Genomic DNA, 12,782 nt, shown 5'->3' on the forward strand with positions numbered 1-12,782 from the left:
GCATGGGCCATGCTACACCTTTTCCTCGTTACCTCACTGAATACCAAGGACATAAGTCCATTTACAAGGTTCCACATTCAGAGAACCTACAGTCTTCGTACCGGAAACATACATCCTTCCACCGCAGAATCCAGGTTCCAGCCACGAAGAACATAGAACAGAACGCCGGCCTTACCGGTCCTTCCCGGCATTAATCCGCTTATTCTGAAGATTCAACAGATAAGCACTATTTCGATTCGTTCCAAATGTCGGAACAGGATGACAAATCTTGAGCTTTGACAGAATACACCTGTCAAGAACTGATTAAATTTGCAGCCTGTTTAGAAACTGTTTGCAGGCTACCCTCTGCCATCCGGGCAGAAGAAGGTACGTAAACAGCTTCATATTATAAAAAAGGAAAGCATGAACGAGGAGCAACTTAAACAGAAAGTGCAGGGATGGATTGTATCCATCTCATCGCTGATACTGATCGGTAAATTTGCCGCTTATTGGCTGACCAATTCAGTAGGTATTCTGACCGATGCCATGGAAAGCATTGTAAATGTAGTAGCAGGTTTTGTCAGTCTCTACAGCCTCCACTGGTCTGCCCAACCCAAAGACAAGAGCCATCCGTTCGGACACGGTAAGATGGAACAGATATCCGCCTCTGTCGAAGGGATTCTGATAACCTTTGCCGGACTGCTGATTGTCTACGAAGGAATACTCCATCTGTTTTTCCCGGTAGGTATACAGAAACTGGACATAGGTATCTACATTGTCGCCTTTTCCGGGCTACTCAATTACCTGATGGGATGGTACAGCGTATACATCGGGAAACGGTATAATTCCATGGCTCTGGTAGCGGGTGGAAAGCACCTGCAGTCGGACACCTATTCCACCATCGGACTGGTAGCCGGACTGCTTGTATTGTACTTCACCGGAATTGCCTGGATAGACAGTGCCCTGGCCTTCCTGTTCGGAGGCATCATCATCATAACAGGTATCTCCATCTTACGGAAAACCATCGCGAATCTGCTGGACAAGGCCGACGAGGCTCTATTGAACGACATGGCTTCGGAACTGAACGAAAAACGCTCGGCCGACTGGATAGACATCCATAACGCCAAGGTCATCAAATACGGCAATTTCCTGTATATGGACTGCGATTTGACACTTCCCTGGTTCTACACCATCGAAAAAGGCCATCAGGAAGGGGCCCGGTTGAGGGAAATCCTGGAAAAGAAGTATGCCGACCGCATCCAGCTGACCATTCATCTGGACCCGTGTACGGTTTTCGAACAGGCCAAATGCCGCAGTTGCGGCTGTAAGACCTGCAAGATGCGCCGGGAAGAGTTCGTAGCTATCGAACCGATCACGCTCGCTACCTTCATCGAAAATACCAACGAGCGCGACCATTAGTCTTTTATCCGGCATTTTCATGAAAAAAACGAGGAAAAGAATTGTTGTTTAAAAGATTATGCCTATCTTTGCACCCGCAAATCAAATTTATACATTTTAATAAATAGTCAAAATTATGTATTTAGACGCAGCTAAAAAACAAGAAATCTTTGGAAAGTACGGAAAGTCTAACACTGATACTGGGTCTCCTGAAGCTCAGATTGCATTGTTTTCATACCGTATTTCTCACCTGACTGAGCACATGAAGCTCAACAGAAAAGATTATAGCACTGAAAGAGCTCTGACTACATTGGTAGGTAAGCGTCGTGCCTTGCTGTCTTACTTGAAAGACCGCGACATCGAAAGATACCGTGCCATCGTTAAAGAACTCGGTCTGCGTAAGTAATCCGTTTACTTGCTGCAACGAACAAAAAATCAGCCGTTCCTCCTCTCCGGAAGAACGGCTGATTTTTTTATGATTGTCATTTCGGATATTCCAGGTTAGCATCGGTCAGCTGTTCCAGCACTTCGTGCAGGTATTTCGCTGCTTCCCATCTGGCCATCGGGAGATTCATCATCAGATAGTTTCCACAATCGTGTGGAGAAGCTCCCGGTATGTCACCCTCGAACCCGGCAATGAAGCGGAAAGTCTCCGTTACAAGTGGAGCAATGTCGCGGGAAGTCAAATCACCCTTCACAACCAGGTAATTACCTGTCAGGCAGCCCATCGGACCCCAATAGATAATTTTATCGGCCCATGTAGGATGGTTACGCAGAAAAGTGGCAGCCAAGTGTTCAATGGTATGGATAGCAGCCGGTCCTAAAGCCGGTTCACGGTTCGGCTCCTTCATACGGATGTCGAAAGTGGTCACGATTTCGCCACCGACTTCATCCTGGCGGGATACATAGATACCGCGCAACAGATGAATGTGGTCAACAGTAAAGCTAGGTATTTTTTTCATGTCTTTGAGATTAGAGTCTGTTGGGTAATGCTTTCAGGAAAGTTTCGGTGACACGGAACGAGCGGTCGGCCATCTCTCCCCAGAAATTCAGATACTGTTCGAAATGCTTGTCGGCTCCCGGAGTATCGCTGATGATGCGGAAACTGATGAACGGCACTTTATACAGGTAACAAATCTGGGCGATAGCAGCCGATTCCATATCGACGGCCAGACCTTCCGGGAAATTTGCCTTGATGGCATCCAGTTCATGACGGTCGGTAATGAATTTATCGCCGGTACAGATAAGGCCTCCGTGAATGGCAGTTTCGGTATCCAGGCTCAAGGCACAGTCAAACAGTGTATCATTTCCCTGGAAGAAAGTCGGCAAACCTTGAATCTGACCGTACGCATTTCCTTCGCCGCACCATACATCGTGGTAAACGATCTGACGGCTTACTACTACATCCATGATTTTCAAACAGGTATCTATACCTCCGGCTACACCTGTGCTGATAATGCAGTCTGGTGCGAAATGACGGATAAGTTCTACTGTCCCTGCGGCTGCGTTTACCTTACCGATTCCACACTGCATCAGGATAATGGTATTTTGTCGGATGGTCCCTTCGATATAAGAGAAAGGGCCTTCTACGTGTTCTGTCTTGTTCTCAAGTTGATTGGCCAGTTGCTTCTGTTCAGAAGACATGGCAGTAATGATTCCTATTTTCATGCGTTAAAAAAGATTTTCGTCAGCAAATTTACGACTTTTCAGTCAGTATTGTGTTATCTTTGTCGACCGAAAACAATTAATAATTAATAAAGTATTCTGTTTATGAGTCTGTTCAAGAAGCTGCTTCCTGATATAGTGGCGGTCATACTTTTTGCGGTCATCTCGTTCGTATATTTCTATCCGGCAGTGACCGAAGGAAGGATTCTGGCCCAGCACGATGCGGTGGCCGGAATCGGTGCCGGGCAGGAGGCCAAAGAATTTCATGAGCGTACAGGGGAAACTACACGGTGGACAAACGCCTTGTTCGGAGGAATGCCGACCTATCAGTTGGCACCGAGCTACGGTTCCAGCAAACTACTGAATTATGTACAGAACCTGTATCATCTGTTCCTGCCTACGTATGTATGGTATGTATTCGTCATGCTGTTGGGATTCTATATTCTGCTGCGTGCCTTTAACTTCAAGGTCTGGATGTCGGCTTTGGGAGCCATTATCTGGGCATTCTCATCGTATTTCTTCATCATCATTGCAGCCGGACACATCTGGAAATTCGTCACACTGGCCTATATTCCACCTACCATCGCCGGTATGGTCCTGATTTATCGGAAGAAATACCTGTCAGGGAGTATTGTCACCGCCCTTTTCGTTGCCCTGCAGATAGTATCCAACCACCTGCAGATGACTTACTATTTCCTGTTTGTCATGCTGTTCATGGCCATCGCCTTCGGTGTATCCGCCTGGAAAGAAGGACAGATGAACAGTTTCCTGAAGTCGACGGGAATCCTCGTCATAGCCGGGCTGGTAGGTATCTGCGTCAACCTGTCCAATCTGTACCATACTTATCAGTACAGCAAGGAGAGCATGCGCGGAAAAAGTGAACTGGTGAAAGAAAATGTAGCCAACCAGACCAGTAGCGGACTGGAACGTGACTATATCACGCAGTGGAGTTATGGCATCGGAGAAACATTCTCGCTGTTGGTGCCGAACGTGAAAGGAGGAGCATCTGTTCCGCTTTCAGAAAATACGACAGCGATGGAAAAAGCCGACCCTAACTACATGGGCCTGTATACACAAATCGGACAATACTGGGGTGAACAGCCGGGTACGGCCGGTCCGGTATATGTCGGTGCCTTCGTGGTATTCCTGTTCATCCTGGGATGTTTCCTGGTAAAGGGACCGATGAAATGGGCCTTGCTGGGCGGTACCATCTTCTCTATCCTGCTTTCGTGGGGAAAGAACTTCATGGGACTGACAGACTTCTTCATCGATTATATACCGATGTACAACAAGTTCCGTGCGGTTTCCTCCATCCTGGTGATTGCAGAATTTACCATCCCGTTGCTGGCCATCATGGCTCTGAAAGAGGTAATTGAGCATCCGTCCCTGTTCAAGGAACGGGCAAAGGCTTTCTACATCAGTCTGGGACTGACCGGAGGTTTGGCCCTGCTGTTCGCTGTAGCTCCGCGCTTCTTCTTCCCGAATTATATCTCTACCGCTGAAATGAACGCCTTGCAGGGAGCCATTCCGCAAGAACAGCTGACTCCGATTCTGATGAATCTGGAAGAGATGCGTGTAGCTGTCTTTACGGCCGATGCCTGGCGTAGCCTGATATTCATTCTCCTCGGATTCATTATACTGGGACTGTACTGTATGGGCAAGCTGAAGGCCAAATGGGCAATCGGTCTGATTGCCTTGGTCTGCCTGGTAGATATGTGGGGAGTCAACAAACGCTACCTGTATGACGGACAGTTCGTAGCCAAAGGTTCGGACATGAAACCTTTCCTGGAACCTTCGCAGACGGATAAGGAGATTCTGGCCGACAAGACGCTCGATTTCCGTGTATTGAATCTGTCTACAAATACATTCAACGAGAATGAGACCTCCTACTGGCATAAAAGCATCGGCGGATACCATGCCGCCAAGCTGCGCCGTTATCAGGAAATCATCGAAGAACACATCCAAGGAGAAATCACATCCCTGTTCAAGGAACTTCCGGCGGCAGGCGGTGATATGAATCAGGTGGATGCCAGCCACTTCCCGGTACTGAACATGCTGAATACCCGGTACTACATCTTCCCGTTACAGGATGGCAATACGGTGCCTATCCTGAATCCGCATGCTTTGGGTAACGCCTGGTTCGTGGATGAAGTGAAGTATGTAGACAATGCCAATCAGGAAATCGATGCCTTGCATCAGATGGACCCGAAGCATACGGCCGTGGTCGACAAACGTTTCGCGGCCGAAGTGAAGGCAGAAACGGCCGTTGCCGACAGCCTGAACACCATCACCCTGACCGCTTACGAACCCAATGCGCTGACATACGAAGTAAACAGCCCGAAAGGGGGCGTCGTAGTATTCTCGGAAATCTATTATCCGGGATGGCAGTCCTTTATTGACGGCAAAGAAGTCCCCCACGGACGTGCCGACTATATCTTACGCGCCATGAATGTGCCGGCGGGTAAACACACCATTGAGTTTACCTTCGACCCGAAATCATTGCATGTTACAGAGACAATAGCCTATACAGCCTTAGGATTACTATTGGCAGGAGCTGTCGTCGTCATTGTACTGGGCATACGCCGTCGGGGAAAAGACGCCTGATATTTCCACATCTGATAAATTCAGCCGTTATTGACAGATTTTACGAGTCGATAACGGCTGTTTTCGGTTTATTCCATTATATTTGCAGCGAATCGGTTTCATGCGGATGTTCATCTTCATGGATTAAAAGGGAATCGGGTGAAAATCCCGGACAGTCCCGCTGCTGTGAAACTCCATCCAACGTCTCGACAAATACTCTTTACCACTGGTTCGGCAGAACCGGGAAGGTGTCAAGACGGGAGTCAGTCAGAAGACCTGCCGTTCATTAAAGGCTGTTTCTACTCGTGGGATTAGGGAAGCAGTACGAAAATAGTTATATACCTTTTACATGAGAACAGACAAGTGTGACAAGCCGGTCACAGGTGTCTGATGAAGAATGTGGTGCGACAGCCTGTATCAGGCCCGTATGCCATGTCCTCTTCTCCTGTATCATTTTTTCAGAACCATGGAAATACATGTTGGCAACCGGGTTGCAGAGGTAACCCTCATCAGTAAAGAAGGAAACAACATACGGATTACCGTCGACGGCAAACTGTATGAAATTGATTTAACCATGCAAGGAAAAGGCAGATGCTCCATCCTGCACGACGGACGTTCACACAATGCCGAGCTGGTCCGCCAGGAAGGAAATAAAAGTTACGACGTACACATCGACCATACGGCCTATCAGGTAACTATCATAGACGAACAAACGAAGTTCAAGCGCTCAAAGCAAACAGCCAACGAAAAACAGGACAACCGGATTATCGCTCCCATGCCGGGAAAAATCATTCGTATTCCTGTCCAAAAGAACGATTGCTTACAGGCAGGAGAAACGGCCATCGTACTGGAAGCCATGAAGATGCAGACCAACTACAAAGTAACCGCCGACTGCATCGTAAAAGATATCCTGGTAAAGGAAGGAGATTCTGTAAATACCCATCAGGTACTGATAACCCTGGATATTCTTCCACCGAAAAAATAAGACAGCATCCCCATACAGAAGTCATGAAGATGAAGTCTTTCGCACATCATTACACTCAATTGACTGCCCGTATGACATAATTTTATACATTTGCAGAAAAGTAAAATGGAAGGACAGAAAAAAGAAAAGCTATCGGAGGTGGGAGAGTTTATTTCCGAATATTCTGCCCACATGATGGGATGTGGCGTACACACCTCACGGGTTATCCGTAGTGCCAAACGAATTGGCGAAGCATTCGGATATTCCGTAAAAATCAGTGTGTTCCAACGGAATATCATTTTGACGGTAGTCGATGAACGTACTCACGAGCACCACAACGAAGTAACGGATATCCCCGGACTCCCCATCAGTTTTGAACAAAACTCCAGATTAAGCGCCCTCAGCTGGGAGACTTACGACAACCACCTGTCTCTTTCCGACTTACGCAGCAAATACCAGCATATTATCCGGCAACCGGTCGTCCATCCGTTTTTCGTTTTGATATTGGCAGGACTGGCCAATGCTTCGTTCTGCCACCTGTTCGGAGGCGACTGGTGGTCAATGGGTATCGTCTTCTCGGCTACCCTCACCGGTATGTTTCTGAAGCAGCAGATGACAGGCAAAGGAATCAATCATTACCTGGTCTTCATCGTTTCAGCCTTTGTCGCCTCCCTCTGTGCGTCCATCGCCTTGATTCTAGAGACAACTTCCGAGATAGCTCTGGCCACCAGTGTGCTATACCTCGTTCCAGGGGTTCCGCTGATAAACGGGGTCATTGATATCGTAGAAGGCTACATCTCTACCGGGTTCGCCCGTCTGGTACAGGCTTCACTCCTGATAGTATGCATCGCTACCGGACTATCGTTCACATTATTGTTAGTTAAAGACAGCTTGTTATGATGATACTGGACATACTTTCCGACGGCATTTTTGCGGCTCTGGCCGGAGTGGGCTTCGGAGCCATTTCCGACCCACCCATCAGAGCCTTCCGCTTCATCGCCTTATTGGCTGCAGTCGGACATGCCTGCCGCTATTGCCTGATGAACTTTCTCGGTACAGACATTTCTACCGGTTCCCTCATCGGAGCGTTACTCATCGGATTCGGAAGCCTATGGCTCGGAGAAAAGGCACGTACCCCGATGACGGTACTCTACATTCCTGCCCTGCTTCCGATGGTACCAGGCAAATTCGCCTACAACATGGTATTCTCACAAATCATGTTCCTACAATACCTGGATGACCCGTTGAAAAGAAACGGATACATGGAAATGTTCTTTTCCAATTCAATGGTTACCTGTACCGTAGTATTCATGCTTGCGGCAGGAGCTACCCTGCCCATGTTCATCTTCCCGGAACGGGCTTCTTCATTAACCAGAAACAAAAAACGACAATAAACGATGGAAACTTTTTGGAAAACAATCGCGCTATACAATTCTTCCACTTGGGTATACCAACTCATCATCACACTGACCGGTATCTGTCTGACTGCCTATCTGATCAAAAAGCCCTGCCGCCGGAGCATCATCAGCATGAAAATCTTTCTGATAGCACTCTATCTTTGGATTTCCATCGTCTATTTCTATATCTACTGTGCCGAACGGAGTTACAATAATGTCATGGCTATCTTTTGGGGAATCCTTGCCGCCTCATGGCTTTGGGACCTGCTGACAGGATATACTCCTTTTGAACGGAATCATAAATACACCAGACTGGCCTGTTTCCTGCTGTGCATGCCTTTCCTGTATCCGATAGCTTCCATCCTGCGAGGCATGGATTTCCCGACCATCACCTCCCCTGTCATGCCATGTTCGGTTGTGGTTTTCACCATCGGAATTCTATTGATGTTCTCCCGGAAGATAAACCTGTTCATTGTTCTCTTGCTCTGCCACTGGGCAATGATAGGATTCTCGAAGACTTTCTTCTTCAAGATTCCCGAAGATTATTTGCTGGCCAGTGCCTCGGTTCCAGCCATCTATTTATTTTTCAAAGAATATTTCTTATGCAATCTGCATGACGTGACCAAACCACAGACCAAGTACATCAACTGGTTGCTTATCATCCTCTGCATCGGCATAGGCATCATTCTGATGGGAACATTGTTTATAGAATTGGCAAAGGACATATAAAGACAGCTGCTTCATTTTCCGTTGTGGTCATAACGCTGAGCCTTTACCACCACATAAATCACTCCGATAATGGGTATCAGCGTAGTCGATATGATTGATGCAGCCTTCTCTCCTGGCGACATCATCACCATTGCATAATAGGATAAAACCATAAGCACTGCCATTACACATAACGAGCGGCACATGAAACTGGACAGACCTTTGATGTCTACCTTCTTTTTCTGTTCCGCAGTCATGGTATTATACCCTGCTATCAGATTGGGGTATTTTCTGACAAGCAGTCCCAATACAAACAAGATGACAGATGTTATCCAAATGGCAATTTCCATAATAGTAATTAAGGCATTTCACGGTAAGAAAGTTTCAAAAAAACAAAAAAGCCAAGCGATTGAAGTTTCAATTACTTGGCTCTTTTATTGTACCCAGACCCGGTACAAGGCATAGAAATCATAGAGGGTGTGTCAAAATGATGCGCCCTCTATTTTTTTACGACAAAGCCCCGACTTTCCCAAGCCGAGGCTTTGTTATTACCTAAAGATTTTGTATCTTTAAGCATAAGCAAAGTAATATGGCAAAGATACATTTTCGTCCTTACAATCCCAACCAGACCGTCCTTTTTCCTCAAAGAATAGATGAAGATATTCCGGCAGAGGCTCCGGTACGCATATTAAATGCTATAGTTGATAACCTTGATCTTAGCTCCTTCCACAAGTTGTATAAGGAATTGGGCCGTGCCCCCTATCACCCGAGAATGATGCTTAAGGCTGTTCTATATGCCTACATGAACAACATCTATTCCTGTCGCAAGATAGAAAGTTCCCTAACCCGTGACATCCATTTCATCTGGCTTGCCGGTTATGAGAAGCCGGATTACCGGACTATAGACCGTTTCCGTAACCGCGTGAAGGATGAAATAAACAGGATATTCACACAGATAGTCCTCATCCTTGCATCCAAAGGATTCATAAGTCTTGACGTTGAATATGTTGACGGTACAAAGATTGAATCCAAGGCCAACAGATACACATTCGTATGGCGTAAGAATGTGGAGCGCAACCGTGCACGACTTCTTGAGAAGATACGTATCCTCCTGCAACAGATTGATGATGTCATAGCACAGGACAATGCCTGCATCGATGACAGCGTCGAGTTCACCCCTTCCATGCTGACAGACATGATATCAGAGTTGAAATGCTCCCTTGAGGAGACTCCGGCCGCATCCACCAGGGAGGATAAGAAGGTGCAGAGACAGAAAGCCAGGCAGCTCAAGCAGCTGGAGTCCCACCGTAACAAGCTTGCAGAGTATGACAGGCACATGAAGATCCTTGACGGACGCAACTCCTATTCCAAGACTGACCCTGACGCCACATTCATGCGGATGAAGGAGGATCATATGAGGAACGGACAGACCAAACCCGGATACAACCTGCAGATCGGGACGGAGAACCAGTTCCTTGTGGATTTTGCACTCTTCCCCAATCCTACGGACACACTGACCATGATTCCGTTCGAGACTTCATTCATGGACCGTTACGGGCATTTCCCTTCGGAAGAGGTTGCCGATTCGGGCTATGGCTCGGAAGAGAACTACCGCTTTATGGAAGAGAACGGAATGGAAGCCTATGTGAAGTATAACTTTTTCCACAAGGAGCAGAGGCCACGGTATGTGGCAGACCCGTTCCGACAGGAGAGTTTCCATTACAACGAAGAGGAGGATTATTATGTGTGTCCCATGGGACAACACATGGGACGTACCGGTGTACGGCATTCCAGAACGGAAAGCGGGTATATTACCGAGAGCGTACGTTACAGGGCCGTGAGGTGTGAAGGATGTCCTCTCAGATGTATGTGCTTCAAATCGAAGTCACAGAAACGTACCATAGAAGTGAACCACAGACTGAAAGAATACAAGCGGAAGGCGCGTGAAAGGCTTACCTCAGAGAAGGGAATAAAACATAGAGGTCAAAGATGTATAGAACCTGAAGCCGTTTTTGGACAGATCAAGTATGACATGGCGTACAAGAGGTTCAGACATTTTGGAAAAGACAAGGTTACAATGGACTTTGCCTTCTTTGCCATTGCATTCAATATAAAGAAAATGTGCGCAAAGATCAAGAAGGAGAAGATGACAGACAAAGGTTATCAAAATATAAGGGTGGCATAAGCCATCTACAGCCCATTATACCACAGGGAGGAATGGATATTAGAGAGAAACACAGAAAAACTGAAATCAGACTCTATAAAAATGAGAAACCAATGATTATATAACAAAAAAGAGGATGCATCATTTTGACACACCCTCCTATTGATTTTTATACCGTTTTTACAGTTTCCAACCTGAAATTTGTTCCTGAATATTCCATAGTTGGGCATACAACCCTTCGGCCTGCATCAATGTTTCATGCGTACCTTTTTCCCTTATCCGTCCGTTATCCAACACGATAATTTGGTCTGCGCCCTTAATGGTTTTAAGTCTATGCGCAATGGCAATGACAGTATGCCCTTTGATGAGTGCATCTATGGCTTTCTGTACTTCCACTTCATTTTCGGGGTCAAGTGAGGCGGTCGCTTCATCAAGCAGGATGATTTGTGCGTCTTTCAGCATGGCACGGGCTATGGATATGCGTTGCTTTTCTCCGCCCGAAAGGGTACACCCGCCTTCGCCTACCAAGGTGTCATATCCTTTGGGCAACCGCATGATGAAGTCATGGCAACAGGCTTTTTTAGCTGCGGCTATAATTTCTTCTTCCGTCGCGTCAGTTTTACCAAAGCGGATATTATTGCGTATGGTGTCCTGAAACAGATAGACATCTTGGAACACCATAGAGATGTGGCTCATCAGACTTTCTGGATTTATCTCATTCATCGGAACACCATTGAAAAAGATACATCCTTTCTGTGGGTCGTAGAAACGGGCGCAAAGCTTCATCACCGTACTTTTCCCGCTTCCCGAAGGTCCGACAAGAGCCGTCAAGGAGTTTTTCGGGAGCGTAATGTTTATATCATGCAACACTTCCTTGTCTTGATAGGCAAACGATACGTGTTCAAACCGGATGTCGCCCGCTACCGGGGATTGCCGTTCTCCTTTCATCTCCGGCTCGTTCATCAAGGAAAGGATGCGTCCACCGGCAATGGAAAAATAGCGGAACTCGGTAAAGTTTGTCAGTGCGGAAGTCAGCGGGTCGAACACACGAGAACCGACCACAAGGAACAGCACAAATACAAGGATTGAAAGTTTTCCTCCCAACAGAAGATAAGTTCCACATAATACCATCATTGTCAGCCCGGCACGTACCAAAGTGATGCTCAACAAGACGAACGGGCCTAACAAGGCCTCCTGACGGATGCAAGCACGGCGAAGTTCCGCAAAAGCATCGCGCAACCTAACAAAGCGGTCACCTATCAGATTGTACGCTTTCATTACACGAATACCCTGTAAGTATTCTTCCAACCGATTTCCAGCATTTATTTTTGCTTGAATTTGCCTGCCGCTTAACTTCCGCTGTGCCTTTGTGCTTGCCCACAGGACGAGCAAGGCAAGCGGCAAGGCGGCAAACATACTGACCGCCATCCTCCAATCTATCCATACAAGCGAAGCAAAAGCCAGTACGGGCATGACTATGGCACCCATAAGTTGGGGCAGGTGGTGCGAAATTCCGGTTTCTGCCATCATGAAGTCCGTAACAAGCATAGACGACAAATCACCCGGATCACGTTTCGACAAAAAGCCCAACGATAGTTTCCGCAAGTGCTCCGCCAGCGACAAACGCCCGGAAGCACTCATTTCGTATGCTCCTCTAAAATTGGCTCGGTAGGATGCCCGTTCTGCCAAAGCCATGACCAGCATATAAACAGCCATAATGCCGAATATCCACCACAGGCGGGTCGTGTCAAGCGGCTGTCCGCTCCCGTCAAATGCACTGAAAATGATACGTATCGCTTCTATAGAAAGACAAAACGGTACTATATTCACTAAGTTGGCAAGCATGGTGTAACCCACCGGCTTGTAAAGCCGTTCGGTATGTCCGATGGTAATGTTTTTGATTGCGTTCATATCTTGTTCTCCT

12 protein-coding genes and 1 riboswitch are annotated in these 12,782 nt (G+C 47.0%); of the genes, 8 read left to right on the top strand and 4 right to left on the bottom strand.

What is annotated here, in order from left to right:
• The first annotated feature begins 402 nt into the window (after positions 1-402).
• Both C510_RS0104210 and rpsO read left to right on the top strand, forming a co-directional pair.
• Positions 403-1,398 (top strand): cation diffusion facilitator family transporter, encoded by a 996-nt coding sequence (locus C510_RS0104210; RefSeq protein ID WP_018710087.1) that lies wholly within the window; start codon positions 403-405, stop codon positions 1,396-1,398.
• A 115-nt stretch (positions 1,399-1,513) separates the two neighbouring features.
• A complete protein-coding gene (gene rpsO / locus C510_RS0104215) occupies positions 1,514-1,783 on the top strand; it encodes a 30S ribosomal protein S15 (RefSeq protein WP_018710088.1) in 270 nt (89 codons plus the stop codon).
• 76 nt (positions 1,784-1,859) lie between these two features.
• Here the strand turns inward: rpsO and C510_RS0104220 are convergent, their stop codons facing one another.
• A complete protein-coding gene (locus C510_RS0104220; RefSeq protein WP_022339018.1) occupies positions 1,860-2,339 on the bottom strand; it encodes an S-ribosylhomocysteine lyase in 480 nt (159 codons plus the stop codon).
• 10 nt (positions 2,340-2,349) lie between these two features.
• A complete protein-coding gene (locus C510_RS0104225) occupies positions 2,350-3,045 on the bottom strand; it encodes a 5'-methylthioadenosine/adenosylhomocysteine nucleosidase (RefSeq protein WP_018710090.1) in 696 nt (231 codons plus the stop codon).
• A gap of 102 nt (positions 3,046-3,147) precedes the next feature.
• Here C510_RS0104225 and C510_RS0104230 point away from each other — a divergent pair, with 102 nt between their 5' ends.
• From C510_RS0104230 to C510_RS0104250, 5 genes are all read left to right on the top strand, one after another.
• Positions 3,148-5,646: a YfhO family protein gene (locus tag C510_RS0104230; RefSeq protein ID WP_018710091.1), complete on the top strand. Its 2,499-nt coding sequence runs from the start codon at positions 3,148-3,150 to the stop codon at positions 5,644-5,646.
• A 75-nt stretch (positions 5,647-5,721) separates the two neighbouring features.
• Positions 5,722-5,923, top strand: a riboswitch (cobalamin riboswitch).
• 168 nt (positions 5,924-6,091) lie between these two features.
• On the top strand, positions 6,092-6,610 hold the full coding sequence (locus tag C510_RS0104235) for a biotin/lipoyl-containing protein (RefSeq protein ID WP_025892240.1): 519 nt from the start codon (positions 6,092-6,094) through the stop codon (positions 6,608-6,610).
• Positions 6,611-6,715: 105 nt separating this feature from the next.
• Positions 6,716-7,489, top strand: coding sequence for a threonine/serine exporter family protein (locus C510_RS0104240; protein WP_018710093.1), 774 nt, complete (start codon positions 6,716-6,718; stop codon positions 7,487-7,489).
• Positions 7,486-7,983 (top strand): threonine/serine exporter family protein, encoded by a 498-nt coding sequence (locus tag C510_RS0104245; protein WP_018710094.1) that lies wholly within the window; start codon positions 7,486-7,488, stop codon positions 7,981-7,983. The genes C510_RS0104240 and C510_RS0104245 overlap by 4 nt, the downstream gene beginning before the upstream one ends.
• A 3-nt stretch (positions 7,984-7,986) precedes the next feature.
• Positions 7,987-8,715: a DUF6064 family protein gene (locus tag C510_RS0104250; protein WP_018710095.1), complete on the top strand. Its 729-nt coding sequence runs from the start codon at positions 7,987-7,989 to the stop codon at positions 8,713-8,715.
• Between the two features lie 11 nt (positions 8,716-8,726).
• On the opposite strand, the gene C510_RS0104255 is transcribed toward C510_RS0104250, so the two are convergent.
• Positions 8,727-9,044, bottom strand: coding sequence for a DUF3784 domain-containing protein (locus C510_RS0104255; RefSeq protein WP_018710096.1), 318 nt, complete (start codon positions 9,042-9,044; stop codon positions 8,727-8,729).
• Between the two features lie 239 nt (positions 9,045-9,283).
• On the opposite strand from C510_RS0104255, the gene C510_RS0104260 reads away from it, so the two are divergent.
• Positions 9,284-10,879, top strand: a complete 1,596-nt coding sequence (locus C510_RS0104260) for an IS1182 family transposase (RefSeq protein WP_018710097.1) — start codon at positions 9,284-9,286, stop codon at positions 10,877-10,879.
• A gap of 159 nt (positions 10,880-11,038) precedes the next feature.
• On the opposite strand, the gene C510_RS0104265 is transcribed toward C510_RS0104260, so the two are convergent.
• The gene (locus C510_RS0104265) at positions 11,039-12,769 is read right to left on the bottom strand and encodes an ABC transporter ATP-binding protein (RefSeq protein ID WP_018710098.1); all 1,731 of its coding nucleotides are present in this window, start codon (positions 12,767-12,769) and stop codon (positions 11,039-11,041) included.
• Between the last annotated feature and the right edge of the window lie 13 nt (positions 12,770-12,782).

Source organism: Phocaeicola barnesiae DSM 18169 = JCM 13652 (assembly GCF_000374585.1).
Lineage (GTDB): Bacteria > Bacteroidota > Bacteroidia > Bacteroidales > Bacteroidaceae > Phocaeicola > Phocaeicola barnesiae.